General features: G+C 39.0%; 26 protein-coding genes and 1 tRNA gene. 15 read left to right on the forward strand and 12 right to left on the reverse strand.

Translation table 11 applies throughout. The annotated features are described in order from the left end of the window. Nucleotides 1–29 precede the first annotated feature (29 nt). Nucleotides 30–1,505, reverse strand: a complete 1,476-nt coding sequence (locus tag CL181_RS08145) for a glutamate synthase-related protein (protein WP_097298813.1) — start codon at nt 1,503–1,505, stop codon at nt 30–32. A 134-nt stretch (nt 1,506–1,639) separates the two neighbouring features. Next, the gene (locus tag CL181_RS08150) at nt 1,640–2,227 is read right to left on the reverse strand and encodes a DUF305 domain-containing protein (RefSeq protein ID WP_097298814.1); all 588 of its coding nucleotides are present in this window, start codon (nt 2,225–2,227) and stop codon (nt 1,640–1,642) included. Nucleotides 2,228–2,431: 204 nt separating this feature from the next. Between CL181_RS08150 and CL181_RS08155 the strand changes: the two genes are divergently transcribed. Genes CL181_RS08155 through CL181_RS08165 form a run of 3 tightly spaced genes read left to right on the forward strand, consistent with a single transcriptional unit; the run spans nt 2,432 to nt 3,284 of the window. Beyond that, nucleotides 2,432–2,740, forward strand: a complete 309-nt coding sequence (locus CL181_RS08155) for a hypothetical protein (RefSeq protein ID WP_097298815.1) — start codon at nt 2,432–2,434, stop codon at nt 2,738–2,740. A gap of 38 nt (nt 2,741–2,778) precedes the next feature. Continuing rightward, a complete protein-coding gene (locus tag CL181_RS08160; protein ID WP_097298816.1) occupies nt 2,779–3,030 on the forward strand; it encodes a hypothetical protein in 252 nt (83 codons plus the stop codon). Nucleotides 3,031–3,044: 14 nt separating this feature from the next. After that, nucleotides 3,045–3,284, forward strand: coding sequence for a hypothetical protein (locus CL181_RS08165; RefSeq protein ID WP_097298817.1), 240 nt, complete (start codon nt 3,045–3,047; stop codon nt 3,282–3,284). A gap of 277 nt (nt 3,285–3,561) precedes the next feature. Here CL181_RS08165 and CL181_RS08175 read toward each other — a convergent pair whose 3' ends face one another. Both CL181_RS08175 and CL181_RS08180 read right to left on the reverse strand, forming a co-directional pair. After that, entirely contained in the window at nt 3,562–4,131 is a 570-nt protein-coding gene (locus CL181_RS08175) for a hypothetical protein (RefSeq protein ID WP_097298819.1), read from the reverse strand. Nucleotides 4,132–4,144: 13 nt separating this feature from the next. Then, the gene (locus CL181_RS08180; protein ID WP_141398842.1) at nt 4,145–4,477 is read right to left on the reverse strand and encodes a hypothetical protein; all 333 of its coding nucleotides are present in this window, start codon (nt 4,475–4,477) and stop codon (nt 4,145–4,147) included. Nucleotides 4,478–5,367: 890 nt separating this feature from the next. On the opposite strand from CL181_RS08180, the gene CL181_RS08185 reads away from it, so the two are divergent. Next, nucleotides 5,368–5,682: a hypothetical protein gene (locus tag CL181_RS08185; protein ID WP_097298821.1), complete on the forward strand. Its 315-nt coding sequence runs from the start codon at nt 5,368–5,370 to the stop codon at nt 5,680–5,682. 43 nt (nt 5,683–5,725) lie between these two features. On the opposite strand, the gene xerA is transcribed toward CL181_RS08185, so the two are convergent. Further along, nucleotides 5,726–6,562 carry a site-specific tyrosine recombinase/integron integrase gene (xerA, locus tag CL181_RS08190; protein WP_097298822.1) on the reverse strand — a complete coding sequence of 279 codons (837 nt, stop codon included), beginning with the start codon at nt 6,560–6,562 and terminating at the stop codon, nt 5,726–5,728. Nucleotides 6,563–6,718: 156 nt separating this feature from the next. On the opposite strand from xerA, the gene CL181_RS08195 reads away from it, so the two are divergent. Beyond that, nucleotides 6,719–7,024, forward strand: coding sequence for a hypothetical protein (locus CL181_RS08195; RefSeq protein WP_141398844.1), 306 nt, complete (start codon nt 6,719–6,721; stop codon nt 7,022–7,024). Nucleotides 7,025–7,468: 444 nt separating this feature from the next. Here the strand turns inward: CL181_RS08195 and CL181_RS08200 are convergent. After that, nucleotides 7,469–7,541 (reverse strand) — tRNA-His (locus tag CL181_RS08200). A 539-nt stretch (nt 7,542–8,080) separates the two neighbouring features. Here CL181_RS08200 and CL181_RS08205 point away from each other — a divergent pair. From CL181_RS08205 to CL181_RS08220, 4 genes are all read left to right on the forward strand, one after another. Further along, nucleotides 8,081–9,301 (forward strand): HAMP domain-containing sensor histidine kinase, encoded by a 1,221-nt coding sequence (locus CL181_RS08205; protein ID WP_097298824.1) that lies wholly within the window; start codon nt 8,081–8,083, stop codon nt 9,299–9,301. Nucleotides 9,302–9,303: 2 nt separating this feature from the next. Further along, entirely contained in the window at nt 9,304–10,305 is a 1,002-nt protein-coding gene (locus CL181_RS08210; RefSeq protein ID WP_097298825.1) for a response regulator, read from the forward strand. A gap of 346 nt (nt 10,306–10,651) precedes the next feature. Next, nucleotides 10,652–10,903, forward strand: a complete 252-nt coding sequence (locus CL181_RS08215) for a type II toxin-antitoxin system HicB family antitoxin (protein ID WP_097298826.1) — start codon at nt 10,652–10,654, stop codon at nt 10,901–10,903. Further along, a complete protein-coding gene (locus CL181_RS08220) occupies nt 10,896–11,111 on the forward strand; it encodes a type II toxin-antitoxin system HicA family toxin (RefSeq protein ID WP_097298827.1) in 216 nt (71 codons plus the stop codon). The genes CL181_RS08215 and CL181_RS08220 overlap by 8 nt, the downstream gene beginning before the upstream one ends. Before the next feature lie 59 nt (nt 11,112–11,170). On the opposite strand, the gene CL181_RS08225 is transcribed toward CL181_RS08220, so the two are convergent. Beyond that, nucleotides 11,171–11,590 (reverse strand): RNA-binding domain-containing protein, encoded by a 420-nt coding sequence (locus tag CL181_RS08225; RefSeq protein WP_097298828.1) that lies wholly within the window; start codon nt 11,588–11,590, stop codon nt 11,171–11,173. After that, nucleotides 11,587–12,174: a 50S ribosomal protein L15e gene (locus tag CL181_RS08230; RefSeq protein WP_217993120.1), complete on the reverse strand. Its 588-nt coding sequence runs from the start codon at nt 12,172–12,174 to the stop codon at nt 11,587–11,589. The genes CL181_RS08225 and CL181_RS08230 overlap by 4 nt, the downstream gene beginning before the upstream one ends. Before the next feature lie 204 nt (nt 12,175–12,378). Between CL181_RS08230 and CL181_RS08235 the strand changes: the two genes are divergently transcribed. From CL181_RS08235 to CL181_RS08250, 4 genes are all read left to right on the forward strand, one after another. After that, a complete protein-coding gene (locus CL181_RS08235) occupies nt 12,379–12,945 on the forward strand; it encodes a TATA-box-binding protein (RefSeq protein WP_097298829.1) in 567 nt (188 codons plus the stop codon). A gap of 83 nt (nt 12,946–13,028) precedes the next feature. Beyond that, nucleotides 13,029–14,330, forward strand: a complete 1,302-nt coding sequence (gene purD / locus CL181_RS08240) for a phosphoribosylamine--glycine ligase (protein WP_097298830.1) — start codon at nt 13,029–13,031, stop codon at nt 14,328–14,330. An 18-nt stretch (nt 14,331–14,348) separates the two neighbouring features. Continuing rightward, nucleotides 14,349–14,741: a hypothetical protein gene (locus tag CL181_RS08245; RefSeq protein ID WP_097298831.1), complete on the forward strand. Its 393-nt coding sequence runs from the start codon at nt 14,349–14,351 to the stop codon at nt 14,739–14,741. A gap of 29 nt (nt 14,742–14,770) precedes the next feature. After that, nucleotides 14,771–15,871, forward strand: coding sequence for a class I SAM-dependent methyltransferase (locus CL181_RS08250; protein ID WP_097298843.1), 1,101 nt, complete (start codon nt 14,771–14,773; stop codon nt 15,869–15,871). A gap of 25 nt (nt 15,872–15,896) precedes the next feature. Here the strand turns inward: CL181_RS08250 and CL181_RS08255 are convergent, their stop codons facing one another. Further along, nucleotides 15,897–16,190 (reverse strand): hypothetical protein, encoded by a 294-nt coding sequence (locus tag CL181_RS08255; protein ID WP_097298832.1) that lies wholly within the window; start codon nt 16,188–16,190, stop codon nt 15,897–15,899. A gap of 105 nt (nt 16,191–16,295) precedes the next feature. On the opposite strand from CL181_RS08255, the gene nth reads away from it, so the two are divergent. After that, nucleotides 16,296–16,931 carry an endonuclease III gene (gene nth, locus CL181_RS08260; protein WP_097298833.1) on the forward strand — a complete coding sequence of 212 codons (636 nt, stop codon included), beginning with the start codon at nt 16,296–16,298 and terminating at the stop codon, nt 16,929–16,931. A 4-nt stretch (nt 16,932–16,935) separates the two neighbouring features. Beyond that, the gene (locus CL181_RS08265) at nt 16,936–17,520 is read left to right on the forward strand and encodes an aldolase (protein ID WP_097298834.1); all 585 of its coding nucleotides are present in this window, start codon (nt 16,936–16,938) and stop codon (nt 17,518–17,520) included. Between the two features lie 24 nt (nt 17,521–17,544). Here the strand turns inward: CL181_RS08265 and CL181_RS20235 are convergent, their stop codons facing one another. The 3 genes from CL181_RS20235 to CL181_RS08275 form a co-directional block, all read right to left on the reverse strand. Further along, nucleotides 17,545–17,682 carry a hypothetical protein gene (locus CL181_RS20235; RefSeq protein ID WP_217993121.1) on the reverse strand — a complete coding sequence of 46 codons (138 nt, stop codon included), beginning with the start codon at nt 17,680–17,682 and terminating at the stop codon, nt 17,545–17,547. A 51-nt stretch (nt 17,683–17,733) separates the two neighbouring features. Continuing rightward, on the reverse strand, nt 17,734–18,240 hold the full coding sequence (locus CL181_RS08270; protein WP_097298835.1) for a deoxyuridine 5'-triphosphate nucleotidohydrolase: 507 nt from the start codon (nt 18,238–18,240) through the stop codon (nt 17,734–17,736). A 330-nt stretch (nt 18,241–18,570) separates the two neighbouring features. After that, on the reverse strand, nt 18,571–18,774 hold the full coding sequence (locus tag CL181_RS08275; RefSeq protein WP_097298836.1) for a hypothetical protein: 204 nt from the start codon (nt 18,772–18,774) through the stop codon (nt 18,571–18,573). Between the last annotated feature and the right edge of the window lie 394 nt (nt 18,775–19,168).

Raw genomic sequence — 19,168 nt, forward strand, 5'->3', positions numbered from 1 at the left:
TAACTGATTTTCGAAGTCTATATTTCTAATTATTTTAAATATTCTCCATTTAACCACCTGGTGTTAGTAAGGATTGCCAATTCCCTGTTCATTGAAACAAGATCATTGCTATCAAGCTCGTTGACATTGTTTTTTCCCACGATCCTGGTCAGGCCAGCTATTTCCCGGGTACATACATTAATAAAATTAGATAGTTTTTCAATACTCTTTTCAATATTTACCTGCTTTGTAAGCACCGGATTTGTGGTGGTCACACCTGTGGGGCACATGCCGGTATAACAGATCCTGTATTGCTCACAATTGATAGCAATCAATGCAGCTGTGCCGATATAAACAGCATCTGCACCAAGTGCAAGGCATTTTGCAAAATCAGCAGAAGTGCGTAATCCCCCTCCTGCGATAAGAGAAATATTATCTTTGACACCCAGATCAGAAAGTAATTTAAAAGCACGCGGCAGGGCCGCAAAAATTGGAATTCCCACATTTTCCCTCACGTAAAGGTCCGTGGCCCCGGTACCTCCGCCAAAACCATCAAGAGCAATAAAATCAACCCCGGCATCAACCAGAACCCGGATATCTTTTTCAACATTGCCGCATCCCAGCTTCGCACCGATGGGAATACCGCCTGTGAGATCACGCAGCCAGGAAACCTTTTCTTTAAGTTCTTGCGTTGTGGTTATGTCGGTATGGTGTGCCGGGGAATATGCAGCTTCACCGCTCCTTAAGCCTCTTATCTTCGCAATTTCCGGAGTGACTTTACTTGCAGGCAGATAACTCCCTTTACCCGGATATGCTCCCTCCCCAAATCGGATCTCTATAGCTGCGGCATGCTTCAACATGTCTTCATTAATGCCGAACCGGCCTGTAGCATACTGGGCAATAAGATAATCACGGGCGGTACTGAGTTCATCATCCAGAATTCCACCTTCGCCTGAGTTAAAGGCAATCTTTAAATTTGAAGCTACCTGCGCAATTACCAGTCTGACATTCTTTGAAACTGCTCCGAAACTCATCCCTGAAATCAGAAGGGGGGATGAAACTTTTAATGGGTTTTTCGCATCAGGTCCGATACAAATTTCAGTATTCACTTTATCGTCCATATTTAAAGGAATCCTATCCACCTGTGCAGGAACAAAATGCAGGTCATCGAGAGAGAAGGGGAGCTTTTTCAATGAACCCATCGCGACTACAACGCTTTCTCCCCTGGCTGCCATATCTTTAATTCCCACTACTGTCCGATAAAAGGAATCATCTTCAGAAGACCTTTTCCTGCGCATCAGGGTATTACTTGCCCCGACTTCTTCTGTATCACAAAAATATAATCCTTCCAGCTTATATTCATAATAAACAGGGCAATAAACACAATTGCATCCTCTTGCGTTAATTTCACAGGCACTCTTACCCCTGCCGCAATACAGAATCTCTCCTTTACAGTCATAAGGATAACTCGGGCAATCCGGGCAAAGGCATTTCTTCCTATTTTCCTCAGTATCTTGAACTATCATTATGATTGCCCTGCCTTCCCATTTTTGCAAAAATACCGGAATTTTTGTTCATTTCATAACCCCTATATTTTAATACAATCTAAAGATTAAAAGGCTTTCTATTATCTGAGAATATCTAATTCTGGGATCTTTTACTACGGGTACCACTGTTTATGCCATTCTCGCATCTGGGTTATCTCGCGGCTTTGTGATGTGATGATATTCTGAGCAAGCGTTCGGATTTCATCCCGGTCGGACGCTTGAAGCATCATTTGCGCCATCATGACCGCCATTTGATGATGGGGTATCATCTGTTCAATGAACTCTTTATCAAAAGGACTGGCGTTTTTGAGACGTTCGATATCTGCGTCCTCGCTCATCATGCCTCTTCCCATTCCCATCGAATTTTGCGGAACTTCGGTTCCATACCATGATTTGTACCAGGAGCGCATGTCACTGATCTCCCTATTCTGTGCGGTCTTTATATCCGCTGCAAGCTGCTTTAGCTCCTCATGCTCTGCTTTCTGCAGCGCAAGATCAGCCATAAGAACGGCATCTTCATGATGAGGAATCATCTGCTCGATGAAGGTGCGATCCATATCTCCCATCATTCCATCACCCATCATACCGCTGTGACCGATCCACCTATTAGTGTAAGGAGAGTTACCGGAAATAAGAACCAGTCCGGCGATGCCTGCAACAATCAATACAATACCCAATATACCGAGTGTTTTCTTCTCCATAATTAACCTCCCATTCCAATTGAAAAACTGCCTGATATTTTATATCAGGATCCAGAATATAAGCCCCAGTATCCACATGCCTCCGCCCATCATGCCATAGCCGTAACCGGCCATCATTCCCATAATTTTACCTCCATTAAATAATTGGTTATGGTGGTATAAAAAGACTATTGTAAGAACCAGTACATCCGCAGGTAAAAGATTTTGGATAAAAAAAAACAATTCTTAACCATGAAAAAGACCTGGTATCAGATTGAGGGTTCAAAGCGGGCTGAGATATGGACTATACTGCACCTTCCGTATACGGCAATGAATCTGAGCTTCCTGGCTATCGGGTTCGGGATCGCAGGTATCCACAGGTGGGATGTTTTTGCATGGATTACTGCTGCATATTTCCTGGGGCCGGGGATTGCAGCCCATTCCTTTGATCAACTGCCGGGGATGGGCAGCAGTTACGTGAAATACTTGATGCCCACAGAACTGCTGCTACTTGGACTGGCTGAAAAGAGATAGCATCTTTTGCAGAATATGGGCCTGGATGCGGTAAAGCCATGCAGATAGCGGATGATATGGTAGACCTGCGAAAAGTAATTGAAGGAAAAAAGTCTGGTGTGCCAGGCTCAGATCATTTGCTTCGTGGATACACGAATATAGGCATCAACAGCATTCTTGATAAGGAAATTGCCAGATCCAGGATGATCATTTCCTCAATTAATGTACTATATGAATATAGAGAGATGCTGCTTAACGTGCCATCCGGGATTGCAGATATGATGCTTGGCGAGGAGTACTTGTTAAAATAAGAGTTCGAGAAAATATGCCAGAACAAATAATATTAATTGCTCTTTTGATAGCTATAATATTTTTCTCAGAGGTTGCTATCTTCGGTATTGCATTCATAGGCTTTCTCGTGTTCTTCATATCAGAACATGCTGCAATACACTCACGCCGCCATATTGCAAGAGAGGCCGGACAGCATATGGATTCCACAGCCTTATCTGGAGCAGTACTGTTCTCTGATGCCCTGATTAATCTTAAACGACTTTACTTAATCTGATCCGACTTGCCTGATAATCGTATGATTAGAATAGAGATAATATAAGCAGTAGTTACAAGTAAAAAATATGCTATCCCTCCCTCAATAAGCCAGCCCCACCAAGTCGTATCAGTCTCATGGTAAAAATAAGCCTGATATGCTTGAAATAGACTTACAATAAGAGGATGAGGAAGCATATACAGCCTGATGAGCTTCCATCCACGTAGATTCAAATATTGATGAACAAGTATAAGCAATAAAAAGGAAGCTGTCAACCCGATGATAGTAATAGGGTGTGTTAGTACCGGGAAAATAATTCTAGTCCCGAATGATAGTTATAGAAGGTACTCCAGTCTTCAGATACTGAATAGCCCTTGCTGCTAGCTATGGAGGCAAACTCTTCTTCGGCAGCTTCGCTATATCCGCTCCATGATTCAAAAGGATATTCGTCGTAATGAGTCGTACCAATAACATAGTAACCCCAAGCTAGATTATACATCCGGTCATCGCTATCTGCATATACTCTCATGTGCAACCAGTGTCCATACCTTGAAGATATTCCTTTGGTACCTCCGTCAGAATCCCAGACCCACCCTGCACCATCGTTAAGTCTTCCTTTCAGGATCGATCCAAAGCCAATAAAGAAAATACTCTTAACCTTGTTAATATCAGCGTTATTGTAAAAGAGCATTGATACAGGCCAATCAACATTAGTATTGCTATCTGTCTCACTTAGGAAGTCATAATTACGGAAGGAGTCCTCTCTTATGTAAAGAGTAGTTAGATTATTAGTACTTGCTGCCATCACTGGCGATACAGTAATTGTTATTAGTAAAGCTGTAAGATAGAATATTTTTAGAAGCCTCATTTTTATTCCTCCTCTATCCAACAATAGGAGACATATCAACTACCTTTTTTGTTCCGAGATCTACTGCTATAGCTATACAAGTCGCCTGAATTACTGCACTCTGGCTCTCTCCTTTGGATATCAAGGTGTATTCATCTTTGTAGCTTTTATCAAAATGAACCTGGAATGCTGCTATATTTTCAGGATGCCATACCCCTACGGGTTCAACTGAGTAATTCTTCCCTTTAAGCATTCCTTTCACGGTTATATTGCTAAATGCTATATCTTTCGCTTTTGTAAGTTCAGGGATGGAGACCTCTTTTGGAGATTTTTCACCTCTTCCTGATATCGGTATTATTCCTACCACTGTATTATTCCTTAAATCCACCCGTTCCAGTAGTTCTTATCGAGCTGTAATTCCACGGATGCACCTAATTTTTCAAGGCTTTCATGCCATACTCCAATCTTAGTGAATTCGTAGCCCCTCCCATTGTTACAATCCATGCAAGCCTATAAAATTACAAGTATATATTAGTAATTTTGTATAATATCAAATCAATTCTATAACATTAGTTGAATCGTATAATCTTACATATGACATTACTAATATCAGAAAGCTACTAATTTACTGGGATGTGGGCTTCAGGGCAACAATCACTCTTCTAAATACTCCAACATTGGTGGCGATTTCAGGAGCGTTCAAGCTATACATAGCTGTTCTTTTCTTTTGATCTTGGATATAATAATACATGTAGGTATGCTATTAGCGATTACTATGAATTTTATTTCATTCGAACCAATAATACTGATAATTTATATATCAATGCTCATAATTATGATAACAGTAAACTATAAATACGTTAGTTCGCATATATACGAATTGTAGTGGGCCGAGAAAATTTTTTTTTCGATCTACACACCATAAATCCCACAGCCCACTACCTCCTATTCAGAATAAATGCTTATGTTTACAACAACCGTAAGCTATAAATACTATTGTTCGTATATATACGAATCGTAGTGGGCAGAGAAATTTTTTTATACACCACCATAATCCCCCTTTCTGCCCACTTACTTATCATATTTGGAATGGGAAATATTACCTAACTGATTTTTTCAAGGATACCTTTTTAAATCCGTTACGCGAATCAATCCAAAAAATCGCGTTACGCAATTAAATGTAAATTAAATAACATAAATTCACATTTATAGAAACAGTTATTACCTCAGAGGAGAAATATATTTTATGTAAATTAAATGACGAAAAAGGGACTGATCTATATGAATACAAATGAAATATTCAAGAATAAAAAATTAGCATACGGTTTTACCTCATTAATAGGGCTGGCTTTTATGAGTTTTGTGGCTGGCTGGGTATTCCTTATCCCGATAGCAACAATGGCCTTCCTTTTATATGGTTATACTGTTTATTCGAAAGACCAAAAGCACAGGATCAGTGTGAATTATAAACCGAGTGAAGCAATGAAAGCGATTGCTCGCAGGGAAATGGAACTCAATAAAGAGAAAGACAGATTGATGTATGAACAAAGCCAGGGCGAAATAAAATGGTAATAAAATAAAATTTATATTATTTCATTTTATTTCATTTATAACATCACAGCATATCCAGCGGACTTTTGATCTTCTTTATCTCATCACTTGAGACCTGAGTATATATCTGCGTAGTCTGCAAATTCGAATGCCCAAGGAGCTTCTGGATTTTTCGTATGTCCACCCCGTTCTCAAGAAGATGTGTGGCAAAAGAATGCCGGAGCGTGTGCACATGCACGGGTTTATCGATCCCTGCTCGCTCGGCGGAGATTTTGATCGCATGTTGAATACCGCTTGATGACATTTTCCTGCCTTTTATCGAAAAAATATAACCTCTTCCTCCTGCATTTGTTTTTTCGATATAGTCGAGAAGATCCTTCTTGAATATTTCAGAGATAATAAATATCCTGTCCTTTGCGCCTTTTCCAAGCCGCACCCAGCCTGTTCCATCATTCAGGTCAAGGTCGCAGTATTGCAGGTTGATGCATTCCGAAAGCCGAAGGCCCGTGGAATAAAGGAGTTCAATTAAGAGCCTGTGCTTTATGTTTTCAGTATTATCGATGAGGTCTTTTATCTCCTTATGGGTCAGCACCACAGGCAGCTTTTTTGATGCTTTTGGCGTTTTTATCAAAGACATGTTTTTTCCAAGCATATCTGTATAGAAAAATTTTAGTGATGCTTTTATGAGTGCGATCGAGGAATTTGACAGAGAATCGTCTGATATCTTGGAGGCCAAGAACTCCTTTATATCATCATCCTTTATCTCTTCGATATCCTTTTCAATAAATTCAAGGAATTTGCGATTATAGAAAAGATACATCTTTGATGTCTGTTTTGAAAAGCCACGGAGTTTTAACTCAGTCTCAAGCTTTTTCAATTCTGGTGGGAGTTCAACTGGCATAACAGTTTATTTTTATGTATTTAAGGTATATAAAAACTCCGTCTAATTTTCCGAGGTTGCTGAAAAAGAATCGCAGAAACTAAAAAAAATCGATTTTGCTTAGAAAAAAACTTTAGTATTCCAGTTGCCAATATGTATTTATTTGATTTAGTCATTATGAAAAAATATCATGAAAGGACTCGACCAGACCGCATAAAAAGGGGGGCGGTGCTTCGTGGATTGGAGGCAGATGTTTTTATCAATCAACCATTCTCTGGATCGGAAGCTCATCATATCGATAAAAAAACTGTTGTTTATATACCTAACTGGCTTCATTCTTCGTTACCCCATCAACATAAAAAACCTGAAACTATGGTTATAATCAATAAGTGGTCAGACCGATGGGTTCAGTTGGAAGAAGCTCACAAAGATGAAACGCTAAAAACAAAATTATTAAAATTTTATGAGATGTTTTTAGAATGATTTATAACAAAAAAAGTACGTATAATCTACCTTATATGTACTTTTTGACAAAATGCGGCGGAAAAAACCATAGATTTCTGTTGTCAAATTCATTTTTTTTTGAAAATCTTGTTTTGGGATTGCCAAGGTATGAAATGTAAGACTTGCTATAGAACTATCGCCATAAATTAAAATAAGAGGTTTAAATAAAAATATTGTATTCACTTCCCGTAACGGAAATTTGTTGAGTAAATCCCGTAACGGTATTTATACAATGAAATCCAGTTACGGAATTTAACCTGCACAATTGCGTAACGGGAATTTATTAAATACATTGCGTAACGGAATTTATGTGCTTTAATTTTGACCCCTTTTTACTTCCATATTTTTGGCTTAACAATTTTTAACTGGCAAATGAGAAATGTTATGTTCAGTCATACGCATAGCTCTAAATAAAAACAATGAGGCCCGGGCCGGGATTCGAACCCGGGTCGTAGGATCCACAGTCCCATAGGATAACCAGCTACCCCACCCAGGCACATTGATTCAATGATGGGGGTACCCCGTAATTGTATCGGTAAATGATAAAGGTTTTGTTCCATAATTCTCTTTTTAGTATTATGGGGATGTTAGGGGGGTTTCAATTCGTATTGGTAATTTTGGCGTGATAAAATATAATCCATGTTGTATAGAATTAAACGCATAATCGTAAGTTTTAAGGCTTGATAAATTAAGGCTATATTATTCAATAAGATCATATATAGTTAAAACGTATCTACAGGTTCCATGACATTTGTACGGGGTTTGGGGTGACTGCACGCGACGAATATTTATGCTCAAAAAGTGATTGAAACCCTAAATACCGCGTTTAAGCCCTAAGAATAGGCGCGAATAGTAACTTCAAAAGTTGTATTGTTAGATATAAGAATACTGGAAATTTTTAACCGTTTTGATGGAAATTGAAGTCTTTATTTTTTACAGAAATAGAAGTTTCCATTATAGGATAATTATATAACTGTTCATGAAATAATAGTTTTGGGAATAAGCTTAAGCAATCAAAATATTATTATATGCAAAATGTATTCTTCAGAACCATCTATTTTCCTGAAAATTTTAAGAAAAATTCTCATTGAACATGGCGAAAAAATATTATTTCTTTCATTTATAATAGTTTTTTTTGATTTATATTTATTTAGGTATATTCAGAATGTAGGTGATTATTTATCACTATTTATAATTTTTATATTGATGTACATTTCTTTCTTAAGTTTTAGAATTAAAGATGATTTGAAAGAAATGGAATCATTTATGCAAAGACGGGAAGAGCTAAGAGAACTAGAAAAAGTTAGGATTGAGAATGATGAAATAATCAATCTATTAAAAGGAATGCGCTCCTTCAAAGCATACTTTAATGATTCGAAATATAACGAACCCAGAGAATTAAGGCAGATTGTTAATAAACTTGACTTTTTTCTTAACGAAATAAGACCATTATATAAAAGTAATATCAAAGAATCTAATATTAATATATCCTCAAATGCAATCACCATACCAGCAGCAATTTACAAATCTGAAAAATCACTCAATTCGGATAAGCTCCTATCAGTTTACAGGGAGGTTTCTTCTGAGTTTTCTCATAGTATCAAAACACCCCTTGCATCCATAGAACTTGCCATCGTTAATTTAAATGAAAAGATTTATGGACTTAATCAAGAAAATAAAGATAAAGACGAAAATTCAGAAATTTTTATTTCTTTACTTGAAAATGCTTCGATATCGCTTGATTATATTAAAGGGATTCTTAAGCGAGGTGCAGGATTCTTTCCTGGCGAACCAGAACGGTTTTCAATCCAATCAGTAATTCGAAAATCGATAAGGATAACAAGAGAGGCCACAAATAATAAAGCAGAAGTTTCATTATCATTAGACAATATACCTCAAATTAAATATTACCGGTTGAATTTATTATTATCGATTATACAAATACTTGAGAATGCATTTGAATCATTAGGTCCTAATGGGAAAATCGAAATAGCAGGTTCGTACAATAAATTAAATGGAGAGGTCGAGATTTTAATTTCAAATAACGGAGCACCTATTCCTTCGAAAGTTCAAAGCAAGATTTTCGAACCAGGCTTTTCTACAAAAGGTTCATCAAGGGGTTTAGGACTTTCAATTGCAAAGAGATGTCTTGAGACAGTAAATGGACAAGTTGAATTAGTACAATCTAATAATACTAGAACATGTTTTAAAATCCTCTTTAAGCCAGAAGAAGTTTATCAGATAAAAGAAGGTTAACTATGTCACGAGATATATTAATAGTTGATGATATTAGGAGCACTCTAGAGAACTTGGGAAATGAGGTAAGACTTAACCTTGCTATTGAGCCATTCCTTGCTGATGATCCTTACCAAGCTTTTGATATATTACGTTATTATCCAATTAAAGTGTTGGTTACCGACCAAGAAATGCCTGGCATGACAGGAACAGAGTTAGTCCGAAAAGTAAAGGATGATTTAGGCTTAAAGATACCATGCATAATGCTAACGGGTTTTGCCGACAAAGTGAGCGCTTCCGACGTAGTGAATCTAGGCTTTTTCCGTTTTATTGACAAAGACAATGCTCGAGCTGAACTCACGCAATCGATCCGACAAGCTCTTCGACATTACGAGATGAGTGCATTACATGAGTCCTTAATAGAAGTTAACAAACCTCTTATAAGTAAAAAATCATTTCTTAAGTTTAAAAATCAAGTTTCTTTAAAACTCTTGCGTGTAAGCTCAATCGTTAATCCTTTTATTCGAGAAAAAGATTGGCACACCGAACTAATCGCTCAAAGAAATATACATGGAGTTCACAGAGTCAGTGTTCGCCATAAAGCAAACTTATCTATAGAATATGGCGTTAATTCAGAAATTCTCCTTAGTGTAGGTCTTAATCTCAAAAAATTATTCGGTGGATTGGAGTCGATACTTGAAAATAAAATTTCACTGGAGGCAAAGATAAAAAATGAATATGAAATAGAAATCCAAGCCGAAAACACACTAGAGGTAAAGGAAATAACTGATGAACCTACCAATGAAGGAATGATTCTCCAGTCAAGAGAATACCAAAGTGCCCCGGTGTATACTCGAATAAATTGTGTGTTTCAAATTGAATGCTCTTGTTGTCGAATTCCTAGAACTTTTGACATATCTCTTGACGTACCAACTAATACTATCGCATTAAGGCAAGTTGAGCATTTTGATAAAGGACCTTCAAAAAAAATATATACTGGATTCTTCACAGGTACAATTATATAAACTCGTAAATAGTATAAAATCCACCAAGAATGTGGATTATCCCTATAAACATTCTGCTAAAATACAATTTTCTACCTATTATATCAATGCAATGATACATGTTACTCCTTTTAATTATATATTTGCGCCTGTATTGGAACTTAGAAATCAAGAAACTCAGAGAAAATAAAATCCTGAGCATCTATCTGATGCCTCGTGATTCATCATGAGGTCAGTGACTCAAGGCAATAGATTTTTATGCCACTAAAGATTAATAAATTCTATACTCTTTCTTAATACTTGAAAAATCAGGCGCCAAAAAGATATAATATAATAGATCATAATAAATGAAAAAGAGGTATCAGACATGTTGATCCAATATATTAAGGCTGCACTTGAACATGCCAAATATGAAATAATAGATGACGAAGAACCATATTATGGCGAAGTGCCAGAACTTCAAGGTGTATGGGCAAGCGGAGAAACTCTTGAAGAATGCAGAAAGAATCTTGAAGAAGTGATCGATGAATGGATAATAATCAGATTAAGAAAAGGATTAACAATACCTCCTATCGGAAATTCCCATATAGAAACAACTGGAGAAATGGCAGTTGCCTAAGCTTATCCCAGTAAGTTGGAAATTTTTGGTTAAGCGCCTTAATGAACTGGGTTTTGAAGGACCCTATTCTGGCGGCAAACATCCATTTATGATAAAAGGTGATCTGGTTTTGACTATTCCCAATCCTCATAAAATTAAGATCGGGGTAGACCTAATATCAAAAATACTAAAACAGGCAAAAATATCAAGAGAAGAATGGTTGAGATGACTATTTTTGTTTTTCATGCTTTTTAAAAATGGTAGAAAAAATAATCCGAAACTGCCGGATCAGAAAAGCGTTTCCGCAGCAACAAGCGCTTTTTCGTAATTGGCCGGATATGCTCTAATTTTTATTTTTGCAGTAATCGTATCGGCAGTCGCTGCAAGCCTGACTTTTCCTTCAAAAGCAGCCTGCTTATCGAACCTGATATGCAAGCAGCATTCTTCATCGACCCTCTCGCACCGTTCCTTCCTCAACTTTTCAAGTTCATATTCAGGCAAACCTGACTTTAAAATATCGATAAAACGAATGCAGTCTTTACCTTTGATCTGTCCCTGAAGTAAGGTGATCGGATTGCCAAAATGACCTTCGGTCTGTGTTTCATTAATTTTATTATCAAAAAGAAAAAGTGACAGGGCAGTTTTTACCCTGTCATCACTTTCGGTGGCGTGAACGCTTGCCCGAAAAGTGATATAATGTATATTCATTTGCCAGTATTGTCGTGAGATCTCAGGCTGGGTCTTGTTTTCTCGGTACCTATGCCCTTGAACCTCTGGCCCCTGCCCTTTCTGCCTGCGCTTGTCTTTCCTCTGAATACGCGGCCTTTCTGGGTATTACTGCACATCCATTTAAGGTTTTTATCAACCTTTATCGAAGGATGGTTCGGGTCAACGACTATTACCTCATACCATTTGTGTTTGCCGTCCTGGCCTACCCAATAACTGTTCAATACCTGCATATTTGGGAATCTGCGTGCAACACGCTCTTCACCAATACTCTGGATGCTCTTCCCGGGTGTGATCTTATTGACGCCCATGTGCTTGGTTCGTCTCCCACGCTGCCATCTTGATTTTCGCCTGCCACCGCGTCTTATTCTCACACGTGCGACTGCAATACCCTGTTTGGCCTTAAAACCAAGGGCTCTTGCCCTGTCAAGTCTTGTCGGATGGTCCAGCCTTGTTACTGCCGGTTCGCGTCTCCAGACCTGCATCCTTTCCCATAAGAGTTCACCGACATCTGATTCGTCAGGTTTTTTCCATGCGTCCCTGATGTACGCGTACATTGATTTCATTGTTTTCTCCAGTGTAGTTTTACGGTTCAGCCTTATCAGGCCACATCCCTGCGGGATTTTCTCCCGCCACTTCTTGCCTTTAATAAGTTCATTGTAGTTAAAGATATCTTATATTTTCGTTTTATCTGAATATCTATAATATAAAAAGGTGAATTGTACCCCAACATATATAAAGCTTTAAATACCCTATATAAACGTGAGAATATGGTAAATACTACGGAACCAAAGAAAACTATAAAGATAGAAAATGTGGTTGCATCGACAGCTATTGGGGCAAAACTTGACCTTAATGAAGTTATCAGGGTCCTTGAAGGAGCAGATTATAATAAGGAGAGATTCCCGGGTGTTGTTTACAGGACTGCAAACCCTAAAACCGCAGCATTGATCTTCGGAAGCGGAAAGATCGTCTGCACAGGAGCAAAAAGTATTGCTGACGTAGGTGTGGGTCTTAACAAGGTGTTTGATAAATTAAAGACGATGGGTGTTGATATACCAGCAAAACCGGAAATAGTGATACAGAATATCGTGGCCTCAGCCGATCTCGGAAGAGTGCTGAACCTTAACGCCATAGCCATTGGCCTTGGACTTGAGAATATCGAATATGAACCTGAACAGTTCCCTGGTCTTGTTTACAGGCTGTCAGTCCCGAAAGTTGTCATGCTCTTATTCGGATCAGGTAAACTGGTCGTAACGGGTGGAAAGAAACCCGAAGATGCTGAAGCAGCAGTTGAAAAGATAGTACTTGAACTTGACGGACTGGGTCTGTTATAGGCCAATATTCAAGTTTCTTTTCATTTTCAAAATAATCAAATAGACCAGAACATTTTTATTTTTAGACACATTCTGGTGTACCTATGAAAGTCCTTTTGATCGGAGGCGGAGGAAGGGAACACGCCATCGCAGAATCCGTTGCCCGAAGTTCTAAGAATCCACAGCTTTTTGCCGTTATGAGCAAGAAAAATCCCGGTATAGCACGTTTATGTAAAGATTTCCTGCTTATAAAGGAGACAGACCTGACAGTTGTAGATTTTTCTGTAAAAAACAATATCGAACTTGCCATAATAGGTCCTGAAGCTCCTCTTGCGGCTGGTATTTCGGATAGGTTATGGAATGCCGGGATCCCGGTCGTCGGGCCGCTGCGGCTTGCAGCCCGGATTGAATTTGACAAGGCATGGACCCGCGATTTTATGACAAAATACAGAATTCCGGGATGTCCGGGTTTTAAAGTGTTCAGGAAGGGAGAAAGCGGTACAGATGAATTCATCGACGAGCTGGGTGATGTCGTGATAAAACCAGCAGGTCTCACAGGTGGAAAAGGCGTCAGGGTGATGGGAGACCATTTTGGCATTGAAGGTGCGAAGGACTATGCAAAAGAAGTCCTGAAAAATGACGATGTTGTGATCGAAGAGCGGTTGATTGGCGAGGAATTTACGGTACAGGCATTCGTTGATGGTAAAACCCTTGCGTTTGCTCCTTCGGTTCAGGATCATAAACGGGCGTTCGATGGCGATAAAGGGCCCAATACAGGCGGGATGGGCTCATACAATGATTCAAAAGATATTTTGCCTTTTATGAAAGAATCCGATTACATCGATGCCAAAAGAATCATGAACGATACAGTGAGGGCAATCCAGAAAGAAACAGGTGTTCCTTACCAGGGCATACTGTATGGCCAGTTCATGGCAACGGCTTATGGTATATCGGTCATAGAATTCAATGCGCGCTTTGGAGACCCGGAGGCAATGAATGTTCTGCCTCTTCTTGAAAATGATTTCCTTGAGGTCTGTTCAAATATTGTCAGCGGGACACTTGATAAGATCAATGTCAAATTTAAAAAACAGGCAACGGTATGCAAGTATGCAGTCCCTTCAGGCTATCCTGATGATCCGGTAAAGGATTCTATTGTGGAAATTGATAAAATGAAAGATTCTCTTCTTTTCTATTCAAGCGTGTATGAGAAAGATAATAAAATATATACGACTGGTTCAAGGGCTCTTGCTGTCCTTGGGATTGCTGATACTATCAGGGACGCAGAAAAGAAGGCCCAGGATGGCCTGTCATGTTTGAAAGGAGAATTGCACAGCAGGCGTGATATCGGAACAGATGAGCTCATCATGAAAAGAATTCAGCATATGAAAGAATTAAGGGCTAACTAAAACATATAGAATATTATTATGGATAACGATACTACAAATAAGGAACTGGAAAAGAAATTGGAGAAGCAGCCTGAAAAAGATAAATCCCTTGAAAATCTTGAGCGGATGCTTGAGAAATTGCCTGAAAATGCACGAAAGCCAATCCTTGACCTGATAAATAAACGAAAAGTCGAGCTTGGACTTTTAAAATCGGAATTAAAGCCGCTGGGTTATAAATTGAAAAAAGGAAGAGCAAAACCACAGCCTAAGCCGCAGACGAAAGAAAGCATGGAATCACTTCGAAAAATTGCCGCGAATATTGGAAAGGTTAAAGAAATACAGAAAACAGATTTTCACGATGTGGATGTCAAAGACCAGCCTCTGAAAAAAGAGACAAAAGCATTGGAAGAGGTTGATTCGTACAAATACTGAACCATTCATTTTCATTGCTTTTTATCGCTATGACATTATCCAGGCTTATAGTCCAGAAGATCAAACAGCAAGGACTTATTTCTTTTCATGATTTCATGGAAATGGCATTTTACTACCCCGGGCTTGGGTTTTACACATCAGATAAAGAGAAAATAGGACGAGCAGGAGATTATTATACAAGTTCAAATCTCACTTCCGCATTTGGTGAACTGCTGGGAAGACAAATCGAAGAGATGTGGCATATACTTGGAGAAAAAGAATTCACTGTTGTGGAAATGGGCGCTGGAATGGGTATTCTTTCAGGAGATGTATTATCATATCTAAAAAGAAATCACGAATTTATCCAGAAATTAAATTACTGCATCGTGGAAAAAAGCCCTTCTTTGCGAAAAGAACAAAAAAAACGATTGAGTGATGAAAACATAAAATGGCTCGATTCGATAAACGATCTTAAGGGAATGGAGGGTTGTATTTTTTCCAATGAACTTCCGGATGCATTTCCCGTGCATGTGGTAGTAATGGAAAATGAACTCATGGAGGTCTTTGTGGGGTATGAAAAAAATTTCATTGAGGTATTAAAACCTGCTTCTACTCAACTAAAGGATTATTTCAAAGAACTGAATATAACATTGCCTTCTGGATATCGCACAGAAATAAATCTTGATATGATAAAATGGATCCGGGAGATCAGTTCAGCTTTAAAAAAGGGTTTTGTCATAACGATAGATTACGGTTATCCATCCAGTGAGCTTTACCAGGAATACAGGAACCTCGGCACTCTAATGTGCTATTATAACCACTCGGTGAATGAGTCGCCGTTTGAGCATATCGGGGAACAGGATATGACATCTCATGTCAATTTCTCGGCATTGGATCACTGGGGACGAAAATCCGGGTTTGAATTGAGCGGTTTCACAGACCAGGCGCATTTTCTAATGGGGCTCGGGATTGACGAGTACCTGAAGGATTTGCAGGAAAAAAGTCCAATGGATTATTATAAGAAAATGCTTCCCCTAAAATCGCTGATAATGGATATGGGCGAGACATTCAAAGTCATGATACAGAAAAAAGGGGTCAAGCGTGCGGAATTATCGGGTTTGAAGTTCCCGTCCCGCCAATTCTTGAAATGAAGATCAAAAAGAAAAAAATGTGAAATCAGACGACGACAAGACACATCGGTTCTTCGCAGCAGATAACTTCACCTGCGCTATCTGAAGCGCAGACCATTTCACATCCGCAAACCTCACAATAATATGTTTGTCCTGATTCTGCTTTGGTGGCTTTCTTTGTTCTCACTTTCCTTTTTGGTTTTGCAGTTCCTGTTTCGGATTTCCTTGCTGTTGTTTTTGCAGCTTCTGTTTCGGATTTCCTTGCTGTTATTTTACCTCTTTCACTCCACCACGAAGACGCGGGCGATGTGGTAGGTTTTGATGCAGTTTCTTTAGCCATAAAATTTTACCTCCATTCCTTATGATAAATAATTAGACAATGCTAGCATTTATACATATCGGTCTGTCAAAACTCTTAACTATGTTGCATCAAATATTAGTGAATATGGCGGATGATACGGCTAATGAAATAATCGCCTTATTGAAAAAAGAATATCCCGGAGTAAAGATCGCACTTCATTATTCAGATCCCCTGGAATTATTGATCGCTACAATTCTATCCGCACAATGCACGGATAAGCAGGTAAATGGGGTCACAAAAATACTCTTTAAGAAGTACAGGACACCACAGGATTATATCAAAACCTCCCAGGAAGAACTTGAAAAGGACATTTATTCGACAGGATTCTACAGGAACAAGGCAAAAAATATTAAGGAATTGTCTAAAATAATCGTTAATGATTTTGATTCAAAAGTCCCTGATACCATGGAAACTCTCCTTACGCTCCCGGGTGTGGGGCGAAAGACTGCAAATATTATATTATCAGGCGGGTTCGGGAAAATTGAAGGGATAGCTGTTGATACTCATGTAAAAAGGATTGCTTTCAGGCTGGGATTGACTGCTAACACGGATCCAGAAAAAATTGAAAAAGATCTTATGAAGATCATTCCTAAGAATGATTGGGATATTTTAACACTTCTTCTGATACATCATGGACGAAAAATATGCAGGGCCAGGAAACCACTGTGCGGGGAATGCGTACTGAATAAACTATGCAAAAGTGCTTTTACTTTTGGATGAGAACATGGCGCTTTCGAAATACCAGGAAATAAGGGATTTTGCAAAATTCGGGAAAAAACTCGTTGACAGCGGGCTTGTGGAATCGCAATTCGGGAATATCAGTATCCGTAATGGCGATAAGATGCTTATCACCAGAACTGGAGTTCATCTTGATGAGATTAACAAGAACAGTGTTGTGGAACTGGATATTGATAAATCCTCAAATCTTGATACCATTGCTTCATCAGAGACCATAGTCCACAGGACTATATACAAAAATACTCCTGCACTTACGATCATCCATGCACATCCTTTTTTTTCGGTTATTGAGTCAATGCTTGTTGAAAATGAAACCATTGTCCCGATAAACATCGAAGGTGAATATTTCCTTCAGGAAATACCAGTAGTGAAAGGCGCTACCGGATCGCCAGGACTTGCAGATAAAACCTCGCAGGCGCTTCGCACCCATAAAGGCGTTATCGTTTTTGGCCACGGGACATTTTCTGCTGGAAAAACGCTGGAGGAAGCTTATTTTATTACGGCGCTGGTGGAGCAGAGTTGTAAAATGAAGTACTATTTAGATATGGCAAAAAGATCGATAATGCATTGAAGCATCTCGATCATAACCCGACATTCATTCTAAAAGGCGGCTGAAATCGAAAGGTTCAACTTCCTTTTTAAGACTGGATTTTTCTTTTGGTTTGGATTCAGGAGCTTTGCCTTTGCCCAGAGTTTTGAAGATTTTATCTTCTGTAACATCAAGTATATTCATAGATTTCGCCACTGCCCATATGACTTTCACTAATATAAATTAAAGCTTTTTTCAGATATTCTCATTCTGGTATACGCCGGAATATCCTTTCCTGACCTCTTCCCCAAGCCTGAAAAACAAAAGCTGCAGAACACGTGCATCTTTTTTTACCCTGAATCCCTTCTCATTATATACAACAAGAAGGCTCTCGGATCTTCCGCTGTAACCCGCATCCCATACAGCAGTTTCCACGGTCACACCGCAGCGGAGTAAGCTTGAGCGCGGTTTTGCGATCGCTGCGATATCTTTGGGGATGTTCACGACCTCGTTGAATACGATCTTATAGCTTCCCTGTGGTAAATGCAGCCACCCTTTCTCATCGAACTCAAGGTTTTTTGTCTGCGGGAGTTTCCTTTCCGAGTTATCAAAAGCGATAAAGCCTGGACCGTCATGAAATTCCACGCGCGCAAGGGTCAGTTCGACACCGTTGGGCTGGACCTGGATATCCGGGTCGATCATTTTTTCGACAAGGGGGGGCTTTTCATTGATGAGGAAGATCAATTCGTCATGTGATAACATAGGTGCAAAATTACAGCGGGAACTGATAAACATTTTGAAAAAAACCGCAAATAAGAGAATACGTTACGCAATTTTTTGATCCATTTAGCGTTACGTAATTTATTCATACATACCGTAACGGGATGTAGTCGAAAGGCTTAGCGGAAATTTAGCAGGGATTAACACAAAGGTTGTAGAATTTTAAAATTGAAATGTTTAATAATTCTTTAGTTCGTCCTGTGGCGATGCTACCTCAATACACTCCGCAGCTCTCTCACTCTGCTGTTTATCAAGGCTGATTAATTTCACATTTCGGAATTTATGAAAACACTGGCATCTATGCAGTACATATTATCTTCTTGCTTCGGATATTAGCTGCCAGCTTGGTTTTTTACTTTTCCACTCTTTTGTTATTTCCTTGCCAACAGCATGTAATCTATCCCATGCTTTCGGGTCTTTTTTCTCCATAATTACACCATGCATTCTACGCATGATGTTAAGCTCTGTTTCAAGGGCGTCGATACGGATCTTGAGTGACTGGATGGTATCTGTCATTTCTTGCTCCTGAATTATAATATTGTATTTGGCTGATGAGATATAAAATAGTAACCTGAGTAAATGGATATATTTTCAGGCAATTGGGGCCTCGCTCCAAATCCGGGCGCTTAGTCAGCGAAAGGAAGGAGCACAGGGATGATTTGGGCTGGAGGATGTGGAAAACCGAATAACGATAGAAGAGCATGGGATAATTGAAATTCAATTTAAAAACGGTTCATAACCATAATTATTAAATCAAAACAATAAAATTTCAGCGCGCCCGAAAATCACGATGCGTATCTGCGTTGCGTGCCCCGAAGCACAAGAAGGAAAGAATAACAAACAGAACATTTGGAGGAAAAAAAAAGAATGTATGTTCAAAGGGTTAAAATCCCACTGCATGGGTCTGCTC

It is taken from the genome of Candidatus Methanoperedens sp. BLZ2 (genome assembly GCF_002487355.1).
Lineage (GTDB): Archaea > Halobacteriota > Methanosarcinia > Methanosarcinales > Methanoperedenaceae > Methanoperedens.